Here is an 18,256-nt window from a genome sequence, read left to right as displayed (position 1 = left end):
CGGAGCATGAACACCCTGCTCGTCATCGCCCTGATCCTTGCCATGGCCGCGACCCTGTTCGCGCTGATCCGGGGCATCGTCGCCTTCCTTCAGGCCACGAAGGAGGAACTCAATTCCCCCGACGGCCACCCCAGCCAGTCGAGCCTCAAGCAGAACAGGATGATGATGAACCGCATCCTGTTCCAGGCGGCGGCGGTCATCATCGTCGCCCTGCTGCTGCTGATGAAGGGCAGCGGCTGACGCCATGGTCAAGCTGAACAGGATCTACACCCGTACCGGCGATGCGGGAACCACCGGCCTTGTCGACGGATCGCGCCTGCCCAAACATGCGCCGCGCATGCAGGCCGTGGGCGACGTTGATGAGGCGAACAGCGCCATCGGCCTCGCGATCCTCGCCATCGGCGACGCGCAGGAGGCGCGCTGGCTGACGGTGATCCAGAACGACCTGTTCGACCTGGGCGCGGACCTCGCCACGCCGATGCCGGAGGACGGCGAGGACGCCCCCTGGGCGCTGCGGATCGTCGAAAGCCAGGTGCAGCGCCTGGAAGCGGAAATCGACCTCATGAACGCGGAACTGAAGCCGCTGGACAGCTTCATCCTGCCGGGCGGATCGGCCGCCGCGGCCGCCGTGCATCTGGCCCGCGCGGTGACGCGCCGGGCGGAACGCAGCGCGACCGCCGCCGCCGGTGAGGTCGCGCTCAACCCGCAGGCGCTTGCCTATCTCAACCGCCTGTCGGACCTGCTCTTCGTGATGGCGCGCCGCCTGAACGGCAATGGCGCGAGCGATGTGAAATGGGTGCCGGGCGCATCGCGCTGATCGAAACGGGACGGTGCGTCGCGGGACCTAACGGTCTCTTTCCACCACCCGCGCCGACCATGTGGTGATCCAGCGCCAAGCGCCGCGACATTCGCCCATCGCCGTCGCTTCGGCCAGCCGGAAGCGAACGCCGTCCCAGACATAGGACTCGCTCCCGCCGCAATCGCCGATGCCGCGCCCCTTGGCGCGGCTTTCGAGGCGGGACCGCTCCGGCGACCAGCTGGCATTGACCAGCATCGGGTGCCGCGCGCCCTCGCTCCAGCCGGGCAGATAATCGAACGCCGCGAAACGGAAAGTGCGGCGGCCCGCCACGCCCGTGGCGATCACCGGGACGGCGGTGAAATTATAGGCGCCCGACCCGCAGGGGACGAGCACCAGCTCCTCGCCCTTCGCAAGCCGGTGCTGCTCGAGCGGCTGGGCGCTCCGCATCTCCTCCGCGCAGCCGGTGAAGCTGCCCAGCGCGGTCAACTCCTCGCGCCAGAAAGCGACGGGCGCGGGTTCCGGGAAAACGGGAAAGCGCTTGATCGTGGGCGAAGGAGGCGCCCGTCGCACGACATTGACCCCCAACGGCCCCGTGGCGATCAGGGCGGTGACGGTGCCCGCCCGCCCCTGTTGCGCGTCCATATAGCGCAGCGCAGCGCCCGATCCGGCCAGCGAGGGACGGCCGAGCATCTTCGCGCCCGATCGGATCTCCAGCGAAAATCCGCGCGCCATGGCGACCGCCAGCGCCGACGCCTGCGGCCCGCTGATCTTCGCTTCGCCATCCATGCCGGTCGTGCTGGCGACCTTGCGCCCGTCGACGATGAAGGAATATTCCGCTGGCCCCCTGGCGTCGCGGCTGGCCCAGACTTCCGGCGCCGCATCCGGCCCGGCGTCCCGGCGGATGCCGACCATCAACGGATTGTCAGGCCAGTTCCCGCCTTCCGCCAGCAAGGACACGGCCTCGCATCGCCCGCGATTGTCGCAGCCGATCGTCCAGTCCTTATAGGTTTCCAGCGATCCGGGCTTCGGCGTCTGCGCCCCCGCAGACGCCGAAGCCGAGCAGGCGATTACAGCCAGCAGAAAATTTCTTGCCCCCATGGATTAACCATAACCCATTTGGGAGAGAGGCGATAGAGTCCTCGTTACCGGAGCAAAACGACTGCCCGTCCGGTGAGGATGGCGAGATCAGCAACTTGCAAATCCGTGGTCGGAGAACGGCTTGAGAGGTTTGCACTCTGTCCGCTTGGACCCGACGCAATTCAATCCGGAGTGATTCCAGAAAACCCACCCTCGTTCGCCCAGAGCCTGCCTTGGCAGGCAGTCGAAGGGCCCCAGCCCGAACGGATGAAGGAATGTCCGCAACCTGCCCGAAAGCAATCTTTGACCAAGGCCGTTTGCAAGCGGCATGATTGCCGCCTATGTCGCCTGAAACGGGTTTTTCTTGACGCGCGCGCCGTGCCGCAAGAAAGGACGGCCTTTGACCGGGCCGACGGCCGGTAGACCGTTCGCGCCCTGGGCGTGAAGCTTGGAGAACAGACCATGCGCGCCGAAGCGCAGCAATATATCGACCGTATCGACGCCGCGCTGGACCTGCTGCGCCGCTTCCTCGACTGGGATCGCGCGTTGCGCCGGCTGGACGAGTTGAACGCGCGCGTCGAGGACCCGACGCTGTGGGACAATCAGAAGATGGCGCAGGAGGTGATGCGCGAGCGCACCCGCCTCGACGCCGCCATCGGCGCGACCCGGGCGATCGAGCAGGACAAGACCGACACCGCCGAACTCATCGAAATGGCCGATGCCGAGGGCGACGAGGATATGGTGAACGAAGCCATCGCCTCGCTGAAGGCGCTGGCCGACCGGGCGGACGAGGACAAGATCAAGGCGCTGCTCGCGGGCGAGGCGGACGCCAGCGACACCTATCTGGAAATCCATGCCGGCGCTGGCGGCACGGAAAGCCAGGATTGGGCGGAAATGCTCAGCCGCATGTACCGCCGCTGGGCCGAGCGGCGCGGCTACAAGGTGGAACTGGTCGACTATCAGGCGGGCGATCAGGCGGGCATCAAGTCCGCGACCTTCCTCATCAAGGGCGAGAACGCCTATGGCTATGCCAAGACCGAGAGCGGCGTGCACCGTCTGGTGCGGATCAGCCCCTATGACAGCTCGGCGCGGCGGCACACCAGTTTCTCGTCCGTCTGGGTCTATCCGGTGATCGACGACGATATCGATATCGAGATCAAGGAAAGCGACCTCAAGATCGACACCTATCGCGCGTCGGGCGCGGGCGGGCAGCACGTCAACACGACCGACTCCGCCGTCCGCATCACCCACGTGCCGACCGGGATCATCGTCGCGTCGCAGAACGACCGGTCCCAGCACAAGAACCGCGCCACGGCGATGAACATGCTGAAGGCGCGCCTGTATGAGGCCGAATTGCAGAAGCGCGAAGCCGTCGCATCGGGCGAATATCAGGCGAAGACGGAGATCGGCTGGGGCCACCAGATCCGATCCTACGTCCTCCAGCCCTACCAGCTGGTGAAGGACCTGCGCACCGGCGTCACCTCCACCGCGCCCGACGACGTGCTGGACGGCGCGCTCGATCCCTTCATGGCCGCCGCCCTCTCGCAGAAGGTGACGGGCGAGAAGGTCGAAGTGGAGGATGTCGATTGATGAAACGGGCGGCGTTGGGAGGGGCCTTGCTGTTCCTGCTGGCCGCCTGCGACCTGTTTACGCCGGGCAAGGATGGCCGGTCTGCCGCCGCCCGCCCTTTCCCACGCGCCGACCGGCCCGTCGCGCCCATCGTTTCGACCCGCTGGTCCAGCGAGGAAGCCCGCGACCGCGTGCGCGAGGCGGAGGACATCATGGACCGGGCGGGGATCAGGCCGGGCATGACTATCGCCGACATCGGCGCGGGCGAGGGCTATTACACCGTCCGCCTCGCCAAGCGCGTCGGTCCCAAGGGCCGGGTGCTGGCCGAGGACATCATGCCCGAGGTGATCGAGGCGCTGTCCCGCCGCATCACGCGGGAGGACTGGAGGAATGTCAGCGTGAAGCTGGGCGCGCCGGAAGACCCGCGCTTGCCGGAAAACAGCTTCGACCGCGTGTTCATGGTCCATATGTATCATGAGATCGCGGAGCCTTATGCCTTCCTCTGGCATCTCAGCCCTTCGCTCAAGCCCGATGGCGAGGTGATCGTGGTCGACGCCAACCGCCCGACCGAGCAGCACGGCACGCCGCCGCGCCTGCTCTCCTGCGAGTTCGCGGCCATGGGTTTCCGGCTGGAGGAACTGATCCCCAAGCCCACGGCAGGCGGCTATCTCGCCCGCTTCAGGCGCATCGCCGCGCGGCCCGACCCGGCGAGCATCGTGCCCTGCACCTATGAGGTGAAGGGGTAGCCCGCCCTAACGCCGTTGCCGCCATCTGCGGAAAAGCGACAGGCCGACAAATCCTCCCCCACCAGCGCCGCGATGGCGCCGCCCGCCGATGCCAGCGCCCATGCGCCCGCCGCCAGCAGGCCGGTCAGGAAATCGACGATGATGAGGGTGAGGTGGATCATCCGGTAAGGAAAGCGGGGACTACTCCCCCAGTTCCTTCGCTTCCTGATATTTGAGTTCGAGGAAGCGGTTCTGCGTCGCCAGCTTGTCGAGGTCGCCGCTCGCCAATGTCTCGCTCATCCGCGCGATTTCGGCGTCGATGACGGAGAGCCCTTCGATCAACTGCTTTTCCGGCACGCGGCCGTTGCGCTCCTGCCGGCGCAGGGATTCGGGGATGGACTGATAGCCCGTCACCAGTTCGGGGAGATGGTCGGCCAGGAGCTTGCGGACTTCCTGCGCCGCCGGTTCCTGCGGGTTCAGCCGCTCCAGTTGCGGGGCGAGCGTCTCCAGCTTCACGCCGATGCTGTCCACCAGCGTCACCGCCGGCGCGGGGAGGGCCTTGCGCTGGTTCTCCAGCCAGATTTCGGTCTTGAGGGGAAGGGCGGGAAGCTCCGTCCCGGCCAATGCCTCCGGCCGCACCTGCCTTTCCGTAGGGATCAGCGCGATCAGCAGCAGCGCGGCGATCATGACGCCCAGCGCGACCATCACGCCGGTCGTGCCCAGCGGCGTCAGGAAACCCGCCACCGCGCCCGCCATCAGCACCGTTACGATGGTCCAGAAGGCATATTTGACCTTGCGCATCAACGCTGCCCAACGCCGCCGCCGGGCCCGGACAGGCAGGCTCCGCCCGCGATCCCGGTAGCGGCGCAGCAAGGCTTCGGCATCGGCCAGAACGCGGTCGGACTGGCTCATTATTCACATTCCCCGTTCGGGCTGAGCGGAGCGAAGGGCCTTCGCCTGCGGCTCGGTCGAGCCCTTCGACAAGCTCAGGGCGAACGGAAGGGGCGATGGCATCAACTTCACCCCTCGATCGCGCTCAGCAGCGGATTTTCGCTCCGCGCTTCCTGCGCCGCCTGCGCCTGTCCCTCGGCGCGGGCGATATAGCCCCTGGACTTCTCCACCTCGTTCGACAGCGTGTTCACCGTCGTCTTCATATTCTCCAGCGCCTTGAGCTTGAAGCTGTCGATGCTGTCCATCGTGTCGTAGATATTCTGGAAGGCGCGTTGCAGCGTTTCGATGGGGATGGTGCTGGACGCGGCCTGTTCGTGGATCTGCGCGGTCTGGTTCTTCAGCATCTCGCCGGTCGAATCGATCATGTTCGCGGTGGTCGTGTTGAGCGCGCTGATCTGTTCCAGCACCAGTTTCTGGCCCGCCAGAGCCTGCGCCACCGTCACCGCCGTCCGCAGCGCCGCGACGGTGGTGGTGCTGGCGCGGTCCACGCCCTTCACCAACTCGACATTGTTCTTCTTGACCAGATCGAGCGCCAGATAGCCCTGCACCGTCACCGCCATTTGCGTGAGGAGGTCCTGCGTCCGCTGGCGGATGTAGAAGAGCGCGCTTTCCCGCACCGCCTTGGCCTTGGCCGGGTCGGTCGAATCCAGTTCCAGCGCCTTGGCCTCCAGCCGCGAATCCAGCGTCTTGCTGATATGGATCATCTGTTCCAGACGGCCCATGGTCTGCCACATATTCTGCCTCTCCACGTCGATGGCGGCATTGTCCTTGATGAGCACGTCCTTGCCGCTGGCGAGGCTGCCGAGGATCGAATTGATGTGGCCCTGCGCGCTCTTGTAGCCGTCGAAATAGTCGCGCATCTTGTTGCCGAAGGGGATGATGCCGAACAGCTTCCTGGGCGTGAGCAGATTGCCCCGCTTGCCCGGATCGAGGTCTTCGACCGTCCGCCGCAATTCCGCGAGGTCCGCGCCCACCTTGTTGTCGCTGTCCATCGCGCGGACGGGCCGGTCGAGGAAGCGGTTGCTGTGCCCGGCGGCCTCCGCGATTTCCTTGCGGCCCATATTGGTGAGTTGGTCGACCCGCTTGCCGAATTCCGGCGAAGCCGCGTCCTGCGCCACCAGATCGTCGATGAAGGCGTCCACCTTTTCGTCCAGCTTCGATTTCTGTCCCTCGTCCAGCGGCACGAGGCCCGCCGCCTTTTCGGGCGAGACGGGCGGCACCGGATCGGGCGGCGTCAGGTTCAGCGGGTCGGCGGTCGTCGTGGTGGTCGCGGTGCTGGCCATATCATCTCCTGTCGGTGTCATATGAGCATAGAACACCGATGCTGCAAGGTCGACAAAATGCAGGATAGGGTCTTCCCTTCGCCGCGACAACCGCGCAACGTCTTGCCGCACCGCATCATTTCCTGTAAGGGCGCGCCCCAAAGCCCCTGCGCGGCACTGGTGCCGGCCGGGAACGCATCCCATAAGGCACTCTTATTCATGTCCCTGCGTAATATCGCGATCATCGCGCACGTCGACCACGGCAAAACCACACTGGTCGATCAGCTTTTCCGTCAATCCGGCACGTTCCGCGACAATCAGCGCGTCGAGGAACGCGCGATGGACAGCAACGACCTCGAAAAGGAACGCGGCATCACCATCCTGGCGAAGCCGACCTCGATCGACTGGAACGGCACGCGCATCAACATCGTCGACACGCCCGGCCACGCCGACTTCGGCGGCGAGGTGGAGCGCATCCTGTCCATGGTCGACGGCGTGATCCTGCTGGTCGATTCGTCCGAAGGTGCGATGCCGCAGACCAAGTTCGTGACCGGCAAGGCGCTGGCGCTGGGCCTGCGCCCCATCGTCGTCGTCAACAAGGTGGACCGTCCCGATGAGCGCATCCAGGAAGTGCTGGACGAGGTGTTCGACCTGTTCGTGACGTTGGAAGCGACCGACGAGCAGCTCGACTTCCCCGTGCTCTACGCCTCGGGCCGCAACGGTTACGCCAGCGAGGACCCCAGCCGCCGCGAAGGCACGCTGGAGCCGCTGTTCCAGAAGATCGTCGACCATGTGCCGCCCCCGGCGCTGGATCAGGAAGCGCCGTTCAGCTTCCTCGTGACGCTGCTGGATCGCGACAATTTCCTGGGCCGTATCCTGACCGGCCGCGTCCAGTCGGGCGTGGTGAAGGTCAACCAGCCGATCCATGCGCTCGACGCCGACGGCCATGTGATCGAAACCGGCCGCGCGTCGAAGATCATGTCTTTCCGCGGCCTCGACCGGGTGCCGGTGGAGGAAGCGCGGGCGGGCGACATTATTTCGCTGGCGGGCTTGACCGTCGCGACCGTGGCGAACACCATCGCCGATCCGCAGGTGACGACCCCGATCAAGGCGCAGCCCATCGACCCGCCGACGCTCTCCATGCGTTTTGCCGTCAACGACTCGCCGATGGCGGGCCGCGAAGGCAGCAAGGTGACGAGCCGCATGATCCGCGACCGCCTGATGCGCGAAGCCGAATCGAATGTCGCCATCAAGGTGACGGAAGCGGCCGACAAGGACAGCTTCGAGGTTGCGGGGCGCGGCGAATTGCAACTGGGCGTGCTGATCGAAACCATGCGCCGCGAAGGCTTCGAGCTCGGCATCTCGCGCCCGCGCGTGCTGTTCGGCAAGGATGAGAACGGCAACAAGACCGAGCCTTATGAAACCGTCGTCATCGACGTGGACGATGAGTTCTCCAGCACGGTCGTCGACAAGATGAACCAGCGCAAGGCTGAACTGACCGACATGCGTCCGTCGGGCGGCGGCAAGACCCGCATCACCTTCTCCGCGCCGTCGCGTGGGTTGATCGGCTATCATGGCGAATTCCTGTCCGACACGCGCGGCACCGGCATCATGAACCGGCTGTTCGAGAAATATGGCCCGCACAAGGGCAATATCGAAGGGCGCAAGAATGGCGTCCTCATCTCCAACGGCGCGGGCGAGGCGGTGGCCTATGCCCTTGGCCCGCTGGAGGAACGCGGCGTGCTGATGGTCGGCGTGGGCGAGACGCTCTATGAAGGCATGATCATCGGCCAGAACGCCAAGCCCGAAGACCTGGAAGTCAACCCGATGAAGTCGAAGGCGCTGACCAACTTTCGCGCTTCGGGCAAGGATGACAGCATCCGCCTGACCCCGCCGTGGAAGATGACGCTGGAACAGGCCATCGCCTATATCGACGACGATGAAATGGTCGAGGTGACGCCCAAGACCATCCGCCTGCGCAAGCGTTACCTCGACCCGAACGAGCGCAAGCGCATGTCGCGCGCCAAGGCGGCTTGATCTTGCAAACCCGTCATCTGCGATGGCGGGTTTCGGCCAGAGCGGACATTGCCCTCACTCCCACCTCCGCTCGCCCTGGGTAGGGGCTGAGCGGAGTTGAAGACCCGCATCGAAGGGTTTCTCGCGCGTACTCTATCCTTCGATACGCCACTTCGACAAGCTCAGTGGCACCTCAGGACGAACGGGACGGAAAGGCAGACCGTCCGCCTTCCACCCCAAAGCCGCCATCCGACACCAGCTTTGTTTCAGGAACGCGCTACCCTTTCAACGCTACGCGGCGGTTCCCCTCTCCTTGCGAACAATAGGCTGGGCCGATTCTTTCAAATCGCTGACGGGCCGGTTCAGCACCGCGACATCGCCTTGTGCGCATAAGGGTGCCATGAGGGGTGCATTGCCCCGTGCAAGGAAACAAAGCGATGTTGAGGAAAGTCATGCTGGCGGGCCTGATGGCCGCAACGGCGCTGGGCGGGATCGCCCCCGCCGCCGCCCAAAGCTGGGGCGAAAGGATGCGCGGCCGCATGGAGCAGCCGTCCGGTCATGCGCAGGGCCAGCCCCGCCCCGGCGGCGAGGCCCCGCGCGGCATGGGACGCGAACGGCCGAACCAGCCCGATATGCCCCGGCGCGAAAGGCCCGCGCCGAACTGGCAACAGCGCGCACAACAGCCCGATCGCCCCGCGCCCGGCGCGCGCCCCGCCCCTCCGCCACGCGCCGAATCGCGCTGGAACGGGAACGGCCGCGACCGGGACGGACCCCGGCCGGACCCCCGCCCCGGCTGGCAGAATAGCGGCGGACGGAATGACTGGCGCAACGCCCAGCCGGGGAACCGCCCCGATGCGCGGCAGCCATGGCGCGATGGCCGGAACGACGACCGCCGCGTCAACGACAACCGCCGCTGGGAGGACCGGCGACGGGCGGACAATGACCGGCGGTGGAACGATCGGGACAACCGAAATTGGGATAACCGGCGCTGGGACGACCGCGACCGCCGCAATTGGGACAACCGCCGCTGGGACGACCGCGATCGCGCCAATTGGGATAATCGGCGCTGGAACGACAATCGCGGATGGGCCAATAATGGCCGCTTCGACGACCGGACGCGCTGGGCCAACCAGCGGCGCTGGGACAATGGCTGGCGCAGCGACCGGCGCTACGACTGGCGCGACTATCGGGCGCGCTATGGCGACCGCTACCGGGCCGGGCGCTATTATGCGCCGCGCGGATGGGATTATGGCTATCGCCGCTTTTCCGTCGGAATCTTCCTGGGCGCGCCGCTCTACGCCAATAATTACTGGCTGGACGATCCCTTGTCCTACCGTCTGCCGCCCGCTTACGGATCGTTGCGCTGGGTCCGCTATTATGACGATGCGCTGCTGGTGGATGTCCGCGACGGCTATGTGGTCGACGTGATCCACGATTTCTTCTGGTAACGGCTTCCTGGACTGGCCTTCAGGAACCACTCGGCCCGGAGCCATGTGCTCCGGGCCATTTTCATTTGCGCGAACGGCCGGGCCGGTGGCAGGAGGAGGCGATGAGCGAGATCATCGACGATGGCGGCGTCGCTTCCGCCGCCCGCGCCGCCATGGGGGACGCCGTCCGCGCGCGGCTGGACCGCAATCCCATGGTGCACCGGATCGACACGCCGCATCTGGAAATCTATGGACGGCAGGATTTCCTGAGCGCCGAGGAATGCGCCGGCCTGCGCGCGATCATCGACGCGGGCGCGCAGCCTTCCACCCTTTTTTCCGGCAGCGCCAATGCCGAATATCGCACCAGCCATAGCTGCCACCTCAGCCCGTGGGAACCGCTGGTGGAGACGGTGACGCAGCGCATCTGCGCGATCACCGGCATCGCGCCGGAAAAGGGGGAGACGTTGCAGGGGCAACGCTATACGCAAGGGCAGGAATATAGAGTCCATTGCGATTTCTTCCCCGTCACCGCCAGCTATTGGCCGCGCATGCTGCAAAGCGGGGGGCAGCGATGCTGGACGGCGATGATCTATCTGTCCGCCGTGGAGGAAGGCGGGGAAACGCAATTCCCCAAATGCGAATTCATGGTGCCCCCGGTCGAAGGCATGATCCTGATCTGGAACAATCTGGACCGGGACGGCGCGCCCAACGACTATAGTTTGCATGCCGCGCGGCCGGTCGCGCGCGGCACCAAATATGTGGTCACCAAATGGTTCCGGGAACGCAAATGGTCGCCGTGAAGAGCGCGTTACATCTTGCGACATAAATGACTGATTCCTGACGGCTCCATTCCCGGCTCGTTCAGGCGGCAGGGCGCATATCCGCATCAGGGACGAAGGAACCGGCGACCGTCCGCAAGGTCGATCCCGCCGTTCCGCGTCAGACGATGGGAGACATTATCATGCGTAAATGGATCATATGGGGCCTGATCGCGGCGACCGCCGCGCCGGGCATCGCTTCCGCCCAGTCGGCGGCGGAATTGCGCCACGACCGCCGCGAAATCCGGCAGGACCAGCGCGACCTGCGCCACGCCCAGCGCCATGGCGACCGCCGCGACGTGCGGGATGCGCGCCGTGATGTCCGCGATTCCCGCCGCGAATATCGCGAGGACTGGCGGGACTATCGCCGGGCGCACCGCGACGTCTATCGCGCGGGCAGCTGGCGCGCGCCTTTCGGTTACTCCCGGTGGAATGCCGGGGCGCAGTTGCGCCCGGCCTATTACAGCTCGCGCTATTATATCAGCGATCCCTACCGCTACCGCCTGCCCCGTCCGGGCGCCAATATGCGCTGGGTGAGGCATTATAACGACGTGCTGCTGGTCAATGTCCGCACCGGCCGGGTGATGCAGGTGCATCGCGGTTTCTTCTGGTAAGCGCCGCTTCGCAAGAGGCTGACGCAAGAACGGCTCCGGGTTTCCCTTTCCCCGGAGCCGTTTGTTTTTGCCCGACAGCAATCTGCCACCGCCCTTGGCCGCGCCGCCCGTTCCCGGGCGAGCGCGGCCGATGGCGCGCGAACGCCACCAGTCCGAAAGGGGGTGGACCGAGCGCTAAACGATCGACGCGCAAAAAGGTTCCGGGCTTCGCCTCAGACCCGGAGCGCCTCGGCGATGAGTTTGCGGCTGTTGCCAATGCCGTAGAGCGCGATGAAACTGCCCATGCGCGGCCCCTGGTCCGCGCCCAGCAACGTCTGGTAGAGCGCCTTGAACCAGTCGCGCAGTTCCGCGAAGCCGAATGCCTCGTCCTTGCCGATGGCGTAGACGATGTTCTGGATGTCCTCCGCCGACGCATCGGCGGGGAGCGCCGCGAGTTCCTGATCCAGTTTCCGCAGCGCCGCCGCTTCGTTCACCTCCGGCGCGCGCTTCCTGAGCGTCGGGGCGACGAAATCGCGGTGATAGGCCAGCGCATGGCCGATCAGCCGGTCGAGATCGGGATAGGTTTCCGGGCTGGCGTCCGCAACATAGTTGCGGAGGTAACCCCACACCTGTTCCCGGCTGGCATCGCCCATCACGCCGACAAGGTTCAGCAGCAGGCCGAAAGTCACCGGCAGCGACCCTTCGGGCAGCTTGCCGTCATGGATATGGTGGACGGGATTGCCCAGTTGCTGCTCGACCGGCTGGTTCGGGTAATTGCCGCGGAACTGCCAATATTCATCCACCGCGCGGGGGATGACGCCCATGTGAAGCTGCTTCGCCTTCTTCGGCTCGCGATAGGCGTAGAAGGCGAGGCTCTCTTCCGGCCCATAGGTCAGCCATTGTTCGAGGCTGAGGCCGTTGCCCTTGGACTTGGAGATCTTCTCGCCCTTTTCGTCGAGGAACATCTCGTAATTGAAGCCTTCGGGCGGACGGCCGCCCAGCGCGCGGCAGATCTTCGAGCTTTGCGTGACCGAGTCGATCAGGTCCTTGCCCGCCATCTCATAATCGACGCCCAGCGCGACCCAGCGCATCGCCCAGTCGACCTTCCATTGCAGCTTCGCGCCGCCCGAGAGGATCGACTGTTCGATCACCTCGCCCTCGTCCTCGAAGCGGATCAGGCCCGCTTCGGCATCGACCACCTCGACGGGGACCTGCAGGACGATGCCGCTCTTCGGGCTGATCGGCAGGACGGGGGAATAGGTTGCCTGCCGCTCCTTGCGCAGCGTCGGCAGCATGATGTCCATGATCGCCTGATAGCGGCGCAGGACCAGCTTCAACGTCTCGTCGAACGCGCCGGACCGATAACGCTCCGTGGCGGAGACGAACTCATACTCGAATCCGAAACGGTCGAGGAACGCGCGCAGCATCGCATTGTTGTGATGCGCGAAGCTTTCATACTGGCCGAAGGGATCGGGCACCTGCGTCAGCGGCTTGCCCAGATGCTCGCCCAGCATCGCCTGGTTGGGCACATTGTCGGGCACCTTGCGCAGGCCGTCCATATCGTCGCTGAAGGCGATGAGGCGCGTGGGGATGTCCGACAGCGCGTGGAAGGCGTTGCGGACCATGGTCGTGCGCAACACTTCGTTGAAGGTGCCGATATGCGGCAGGCCCGAGGGACCATAGCCCGTCTCGAACAGCACATAGCCCTTTTCGGGCGCGCGCGCCTGCGGTCCATCGGGCGGATAGCGTTTCAGCAGCTTGCGGGCTTCCTCATAGGGCCAGGCCTTCGATGCCGTCGCGGCGGCGCGGAGAATATCGGAAACGGTCATGCGCCCAGCCAGTAGCGGCGAAGAAGCCGAAAGAAAACGCCCTTTCGGCAGTAATCCGCATCAAGCCGCAGGGCGATCTTCAACTTTCATTAACCTCATAAGTTCATAGCAGCATGAAGGAGTAGCCATGCAGATCCAGCGCGCCCGCGAACGCATCACGGTCGAAATCCCGATTGTCGTCACCACGGTGCTCGACAGCCTGGAAGGAACGATCGTCGATCTGAGCGAGGGCGGCGCGCAAGTCATCGGCTGTTCCCTTCCCGCGAAAACCCAGTGCCAGATCGACCTGGACGGCCATATCGTGTTCGGCACGGTGCGCTGGTCCGAGGAGGACCGGATGGGCATCCGTTTCCCCTATGAACTGACCGAAGGGCCGTTGCTGGAGAAGCTGGAAATGGCGCGCGCGGCGCGGCGGGCGCCGATGGCGGCCTATCAGCCCGCTTACAACCGCCCTTCCCCCACGCCCTATGCGCCCTTGATGCAGAGCGGCTTCGGGCGGCGCACCCGTTAACGGCCACCGTTTTCGGGTTTCCCTTTTGTTCCGGCTCGCCTAAGCCGGACGGGTGATCGACCCGTCCGCCCTGCCCGCACTCCATGCCAGCCATGGCGGCATCTGGCATCGCGAGGGAGGCCGCACCCAGGGCGTCGCCAAGGGGCAGGCGATCAGCCGCGCCGCCGAGACGCCGACGCTGATCCTGAACGCGCCGCTGACCGGACAGAGGCTGGGCTATCCCGACCTCAACGGCCTCGACCTGCTGGAACTGTGGGCCTTCGTCTATCCCGCGCATTTCCTGGTGCCCACGCCCAAGGGGCTGGCCGAGGCGCTGGACCTGCCGCCCATCGCCGGCGAGGCGGATATCCCCGCGCTGTTGCAGATGGCGGCGGCGCGATTGCTGGACCGGATCGAATCGCCCGCATGGGAGGAACGCGAAGGCGCGTGGACGGCGGCGCAGGCGCTGCACCGGCTGCGCTGGCCCTGGGCGGCGCTGGTCGCGCCCCGGATCGCGCGGCCCAGGGAAGCGGAGCGCTGGCTCTTTTCCAAACTGCCCGAATGGGAGGAAACGCCGCCCCGTCCGCCCGCGCGCGTGATCGCGCTGGCGGAGGATGAGGTGCTGGAGCGGCTGGAGGGGCTGACCGGCCCGGACGCCGAACCGCGCCCCGGCCAGCGCGCCTATGCCACGGCCGCCCTCGCCGCCTTCGGCCCGCGCGCCCATCGCGACCAGCCCCATATGCTGCTGGCCGAGGCGGGGACGGGCATCGGCAAGACGCTGGGCTATCTGGCGCCCGCCTCGCTCTGGGCCGCGCAGGCGCAGGGAACCGTGTGGGTGTCGACCTATACCAAGGCGCTGCAACGGCAACTGGACCGGGAAAGCCCACGCCTCTTCCCCGATCCCGCGACGGCGGCCAAGCGCGTGGTGGTGCGCAAGGGACGGGAAAATTATCTCTGCCTGCTGAACCTTGAGGATGCCTTGCAGGGCGGCTTTTCCGGGCGGGCGGCGATATTGGCGCAGTTGGTGGCGCGCTGGGCGGCCTTCACCAAGGATGGCGACATGATCGGCGGCGACCTGCCCGGATGGCTGCCGACGCTGTTCCGGCGCAACGGCTCCACGGCGCTCACGGACCGGCGGGGCGAGTGCATCTATGCGGGCTGTCCGCATTACCGGAAGTGCTTCATCGAGCGGGCGGTGCGCGCCTCGGCGGAGGCGGACATCGTGATCGCCAATCATGCGCTGGTGATGATCAACGCCGCGCGCGGGCGGGAAAGCGGGCAGCAGCCGCAACGCATCATCTTCGATGAAGGCCATCATCTGTTCGACGCGGCGGATTCCACTTTTTCGGTGGCGTTGTCGGGGCAGGAAGCCATCGAATTGCGCCGATGGATCATGGGACCGGAAAGCGGTTCGCGCGGGCGGCGGCGGGGTCTGGCGGCGCGCCTTTCCGACGTGGCGAGCTATGACGAGGCGGGCGGCGAGGCGATCCGCATGGCGGCGGACGCGGCCCGCGCCCTGCCCGCCGACGAGTGGCTGAAACGGATCGTGGCGGGCGAGCCGTTCGGGCCGGTAGAGGCGCTGCTCGCGGCGGTGAGGGCGACGGTCTACACCCGCGCGGGCGAGAATGGCGAGGCCGACGCCGGATACGGGCTGGAGACGGAACTGGCCGAACCGGACGGCGCGCTGGTGGAAGCGGCGCAGGAGGCGGCACGGGCGCTCGACGCGCTGCTGCGGCCTTTGACCCGGCTGGCCAAGCGGCTGGAGGCGGTGATCGAGGACGCGCCCGACTGGCTGGACGGCGCGGCGCGCGCGCGGGTCGAAGGCGCCATCGCCTCGCTGGGCTGGCGGTGCGATCTGGTGTCGGCCTGGCTGGCGCTGCTGGCGCGAATCGGAGGACCGGCGGACGCGGACTTCGTGGACTGGCTGGCGGTGGACCGGATCGAGGGACGCGAGTTCGACATCGGCATCCATCGCCATTGGCTCGATCCGACCCGGCCGTTGGCGGAGACAGTGTTGAAACCGGCGCAGGGCGTGATCGTCACTTCCGCCACGCTGAAGGGCGGCGGCGACTGGGACAATGCGGAGCGGCGCTGCGGCGCGGCGCATCTGCCGCGCGGGGCGGAGCGGTTCGAGGCGTCCAGCCCCTTCGACTATGCGGCGCGGTCCGAAGTGCTGATCGTCACCGACATCAAGCGGGGCGACATTGCCGGATTGTCGGGCGCCTATGCGCGGCTGATCGAAGCGGCGGGCGGCGGGACGCTGGGGCTGTTCACCGCGATCCGGCGGCTGCGCGCGGTCCATGCGCGGATCGCCGACCGGCTGGCGCGGGCGGGGCTGCCGCTCTACGCGCAGCATGTCGATCCGATGGATACGGGCACGCTGGTCGATATCTTCCGCGACGATCCGCGCGCCTCGCTGCTGGGCACCGACGCGCTGAGGGACGGCGTGGACGTGCCCGGCCATTCGCTGCGGCTGGTGGTGATGGAGGGCGTGCCATGGTCCAAGCCCACCGTGCTGCACGCGGCGCGCAAGCTGGCCGAGGGCGGCGGCGCCTATGACGACCGGCTGATTCGCGCGCGCATGGCGCAGGCCTTCGGGCGGCTGATCCGGCGGGCGGGAGACAAGGGCAGCTTCGTCATCCTGTCCGCCGCGATGCCCAGCCGCCTGCTCTCCGCCTTTCCGCCCGGCACGCCGATCCGCCGCCTGACGCTGGACGAAGCGATCATCGCGGTCAGCGCCGGCGCGCAATATAGCGATGGCGTTGGCGGCGGCATGCAGCTAGGTGGGCAGGGAATCATCCATGATCCGCCCGCCCCGGAGAGAGAATGAAGCGCCTGACCCTGCTGCGGCACGCCAAGTCCGACTGGGACGATCCGGTCGCCCGCGACTTCGACCGGCCGCTCAACCGACGGGGGGAAAAGGCGGCCATGCTGATGGGCCGGTTCGCGCAGGCGCAGAAGATGCGGTTCGATCATCTGGTGGCTTCCCCCGCCGTGCGGGTCGTGCAGACGCTGGAAACCTTCTTTGCGGGCTATGGAGAGACGCTGGATGCGCATTGGGACCGGCGCATCTATCTGGCGTCGGCGGCGACCCTGCTGGACGTGGTGCGCGACCTGCCCGACGATGCCGGCACCGCGCTGATGTCGGGACATAATCCGGGATTCGAGGAACTGATCCTGGAACTCGTTCCCGATGACGGCGCCTGCCCCGTTCGCGACGATGTGGAAGTGAAATTCCCGACCGCCAGCCTTGCGGTGCTGGACCTGCCGATCGACCGCTGGGCCGACGCGCGGGAGAGTATCGCGACGCTGGTGAGCTTCACCCGCCCGCGCGATCTCGACCCCGCCTTGGGACCGGGCGCGCGCTAGGACCCGTGGGATGACGCCGGTCCATTGGCGCAAGGCGGAACCGGGCGATGCCCCTGCCCTGTCGATACTGGGCGGGGCGACCTTCCTCGCGAGCTTTGCGCATGACCATCCGGGCGAAGCGCTGATCGACCACATCCGGAGCGCGCATGGCGAAGCATTCTACCGGGCGGCGCTGGCCGATCCGGCCCAAGGAATCCTGATCGGCGAGACGCCGCTGGGCGCGCCGGTGGGTTATGCGATGCTGACGCCGCCGGACCTGCCCGTCGAACGGCGGCCCGGGGACATCGAACTCAAGCGCTTTTACCTGCTGGGGGACTGGCAGGGAAAGGGGAATGGCGACGCGCTGATGGAACGGGCAATGGGCGAAGCGCGGGCGCGGGGGGCGCGGCGCCTGCTGCTGGCGGTTTATCCGGCGAACGAGAAAGCCCGGCGTTTCTATGCGCGGCACGGATTTGCGGAAATCGGCGAAACCGTCTTCATGGTCGGGAACAGGCCGTTCCGCGACCTGATCCATGCCCGCATCCTGTAAGGCTATTCGCCCAGCGCCCGCGCCAGCGTGACGCGGATCGACTCCAGCCGCTTGACGAGATCGGTTTCGGGCCGGCGCTCCTCCGCCCGGGGCGGCATGACCCCGTTGCCGTCCGCCAGCGCCTTCTGCGCGCCGCGCACGGTGAAGCCTTCGACATTCAGAAGCTGGTCGATCCGGCGGACGAGCGCCACATCGGCCGGGCGGTAGTAACGCCGGTTGCCCGCCCGTTGCAGGGGACGGAGCTGCGGAAAGCGCGTTTCCCAATAGCGCAGGATATGTTGTGGAAGACCCAGCTCGCCAGCCAACTCGCTGATTGTCAGAAACGCGCCCTCTGCCTTTTCCATGGCCGGGATGTTGCACCCATAGTTAAGCCAAGGTCAACCATGGTAAAGCACTGATATGCGCGAAAAAGGGACGATCAGGCCGCTCCGGCGTTCGCGACCCGGTCCCGCATCGCCTGGCTGGCGCGGAAGGTCAGCACCCGGCGCGGCTCGATCGGCACTTCCACGCCGGTCTTGGGATTGCGGCCCATGCGCTGATTCTTGTCGCGCAGGACGAAGGTACCGAAACTGGAGATCTTCACATTCTCCCCGCGTTCCAAGGCGCTTGCCATATGTTCGAGGATGGATTCGACGAGCGCCGCCGCTTCCGCGCGCGAAAGGCCAATGTGACGATTGACGCTTTCCGCAAGGTCCGCGCGCGTCAAGGTTCCATTGCCTGCCATATACTGTCCCCGATTAATGCCCCGATCGGGAATGTGCCGGAAAAATATGGTTTCCGCAAGGTGGCATAGGGGTAGGAA

General features: G+C 66.3%; 20 protein-coding genes. 13 read left to right on the top strand and 7 right to left on the bottom strand.

The genetic code is table 11. The features are described 5' to 3' along the window. Positions 1-6 precede the first annotated feature (6 nt). Together SCLO_RS18445 and SCLO_RS18440 are read left to right on the top strand one after the other, a co-directional pair. A complete protein-coding gene (locus SCLO_RS18445) occupies positions 7-240 on the top strand; it encodes a twin transmembrane helix small protein (RefSeq protein ID WP_066519239.1) in 234 nt (77 codons plus the stop codon). Between the two features lie 4 nt (positions 241-244). After that, on the top strand, positions 245-817 hold the full coding sequence (locus SCLO_RS18440) for a cob(I)yrinic acid a,c-diamide adenosyltransferase (RefSeq protein WP_066519237.1): 573 nt from the start codon (positions 245-247) through the stop codon (positions 815-817). Positions 818-844: 27 nt separating this feature from the next. On the opposite strand, the gene SCLO_RS18435 is transcribed toward SCLO_RS18440, so the two are convergent. After that, positions 845-1,897: a DUF1176 domain-containing protein gene (locus SCLO_RS18435; protein WP_066519235.1), complete on the bottom strand. Its 1,053-nt coding sequence runs from the start codon at positions 1,895-1,897 to the stop codon at positions 845-847. 441 nt (positions 1,898-2,338) lie between these two features. Here SCLO_RS18435 and prfB point away from each other — a divergent pair, with 441 nt between their 5' ends. Together prfB and SCLO_RS18425 are read left to right on the top strand one after the other, a co-directional pair. Next, positions 2,339-3,466 (top strand): peptide chain release factor 2, encoded by a 1,128-nt coding sequence (gene prfB, locus SCLO_RS18430; RefSeq protein ID WP_066519233.1) that lies wholly within the window; start codon positions 2,339-2,341, stop codon positions 3,464-3,466. Next, on the top strand, positions 3,466-4,191 hold the full coding sequence (locus SCLO_RS18425) for a class I SAM-dependent methyltransferase (protein ID WP_066519231.1): 726 nt from the start codon (positions 3,466-3,468) through the stop codon (positions 4,189-4,191). Before prfB ends, SCLO_RS18425 begins: the two co-directional genes overlap by 1 nt. On the opposite strand, the gene SCLO_RS23485 is transcribed toward SCLO_RS18425, so the two are convergent. The 3 genes from SCLO_RS23485 to SCLO_RS18415 all read right to left on the bottom strand — a co-directional run bounded on the left by SCLO_RS23485 (position 4,173) and on the right by SCLO_RS18415 (position 6,404). Next, complete coding sequence (locus SCLO_RS23485) at positions 4,173-4,352, bottom strand: hypothetical protein (RefSeq protein ID WP_169925545.1); 180 nt, start codon at positions 4,350-4,352, stop codon at positions 4,173-4,175. The genes SCLO_RS18425 and SCLO_RS23485 overlap by 19 nt on opposite strands. 19 nt (positions 4,353-4,371) lie before the next feature. Next, complete coding sequence (locus SCLO_RS18420; protein ID WP_066519228.1) at positions 4,372-5,082, bottom strand: hypothetical protein; 711 nt, start codon at positions 5,080-5,082, stop codon at positions 4,372-4,374. Between the two features lie 107 nt (positions 5,083-5,189). Then, a complete protein-coding gene (locus SCLO_RS18415) occupies positions 5,190-6,404 on the bottom strand; it encodes a toxic anion resistance protein (RefSeq protein ID WP_066519224.1) in 1,215 nt (404 codons plus the stop codon). Between the two features lie 198 nt (positions 6,405-6,602). Between SCLO_RS18415 and typA the strand changes: the two genes are divergently transcribed. The 4 genes from typA (at position 6,603) to SCLO_RS18395 (ending at position 11,258) form a co-directional block, all read left to right on the top strand. Beyond that, positions 6,603-8,420 carry a translational GTPase TypA gene (gene typA, locus SCLO_RS18410; RefSeq protein ID WP_066519221.1) on the top strand — a complete coding sequence of 606 codons (1,818 nt, stop codon included), beginning with the start codon at positions 6,603-6,605 and terminating at the stop codon, positions 8,418-8,420. A gap of 416 nt (positions 8,421-8,836) precedes the next feature. Then, positions 8,837-9,847 carry an RcnB family protein gene (locus tag SCLO_RS18405; protein ID WP_083949129.1) on the top strand — a complete coding sequence of 337 codons (1,011 nt, stop codon included), beginning with the start codon at positions 8,837-8,839 and terminating at the stop codon, positions 9,845-9,847. A 101-nt stretch (positions 9,848-9,948) separates the two neighbouring features. Continuing rightward, positions 9,949-10,626, top strand: a complete 678-nt coding sequence (locus tag SCLO_RS18400) for a prolyl hydroxylase family protein (protein WP_066519216.1) — start codon at positions 9,949-9,951, stop codon at positions 10,624-10,626. 161 nt (positions 10,627-10,787) lie between these two features. Next, the gene (locus SCLO_RS18395) at positions 10,788-11,258 is read left to right on the top strand and encodes an RcnB family protein (protein WP_066519214.1); all 471 of its coding nucleotides are present in this window, start codon (positions 10,788-10,790) and stop codon (positions 11,256-11,258) included. A gap of 212 nt (positions 11,259-11,470) precedes the next feature. On the opposite strand, the gene SCLO_RS18390 is transcribed toward SCLO_RS18395, so the two are convergent. After that, positions 11,471-13,066 (bottom strand): lysine--tRNA ligase, encoded by a 1,596-nt coding sequence (locus tag SCLO_RS18390; RefSeq protein ID WP_066519212.1) that lies wholly within the window; start codon positions 13,064-13,066, stop codon positions 11,471-11,473. 127 nt (positions 13,067-13,193) lie between these two features. On the opposite strand from SCLO_RS18390, the gene SCLO_RS18385 reads away from it, so the two are divergent. From SCLO_RS18385 to SCLO_RS18370, 4 genes are read left to right on the top strand one after another with little or no spacing between them, the layout of a single operon-like run. Then, a complete protein-coding gene (locus SCLO_RS18385; protein WP_066519211.1) occupies positions 13,194-13,577 on the top strand; it encodes a PilZ domain-containing protein in 384 nt (127 codons plus the stop codon). Between the two features lie 52 nt (positions 13,578-13,629). After that, complete coding sequence (locus SCLO_RS18380; protein ID WP_096362186.1) at positions 13,630-16,386, top strand: ATP-dependent DNA helicase; 2,757 nt, start codon at positions 13,630-13,632, stop codon at positions 16,384-16,386. After that, positions 16,383-16,925 (top strand): SixA phosphatase family protein, encoded by a 543-nt coding sequence (locus tag SCLO_RS18375; protein WP_066521619.1) that lies wholly within the window; start codon positions 16,383-16,385, stop codon positions 16,923-16,925. The genes SCLO_RS18380 and SCLO_RS18375 overlap by 4 nt, the downstream gene beginning before the upstream one ends. 10 nt (positions 16,926-16,935) lie before the next feature. After that, a complete protein-coding gene (locus tag SCLO_RS18370; protein WP_066521621.1) occupies positions 16,936-17,454 on the top strand; it encodes a GNAT family N-acetyltransferase in 519 nt (172 codons plus the stop codon). A 2-nt stretch (positions 17,455-17,456) separates the two neighbouring features. Here the strand turns inward: SCLO_RS18370 and SCLO_RS18365 are convergent, their stop codons facing one another. Continuing rightward, positions 17,457-17,798 (bottom strand): MerR family transcriptional regulator, encoded by a 342-nt coding sequence (locus tag SCLO_RS18365; RefSeq protein ID WP_066521624.1) that lies wholly within the window; start codon positions 17,796-17,798, stop codon positions 17,457-17,459. A 74-nt stretch (positions 17,799-17,872) separates the two neighbouring features. Then, positions 17,873-18,121 carry an integration host factor subunit alpha gene (gene ihfA / locus SCLO_RS18360; protein ID WP_231923424.1) on the bottom strand — a complete coding sequence of 83 codons (249 nt, stop codon included), beginning with the start codon at positions 18,119-18,121 and terminating at the stop codon, positions 17,873-17,875. Here ihfA and SCLO_RS23990 point away from each other — a divergent pair. Beyond that, entirely contained in the window at positions 18,068-18,247 is a 180-nt protein-coding gene (locus tag SCLO_RS23990; RefSeq protein ID WP_231923438.1) for a hypothetical protein, read from the top strand. The two genes, ihfA and SCLO_RS23990, sit on opposite strands and share 54 nt — an antisense overlap. The last annotated feature ends 9 nt before the right edge of the window (positions 18,248-18,256 follow it).

The sequence above is a fragment of the Sphingobium cloacae genome (assembly GCF_002355855.1).
Lineage (GTDB): Bacteria > Pseudomonadota > Alphaproteobacteria > Sphingomonadales > Sphingomonadaceae > Sphingobium > Sphingobium cloacae.
The sequence above is the reverse complement of the archived record's forward strand: the minus strand, read 5'-3'. Positions and strand labels throughout refer to the sequence as shown.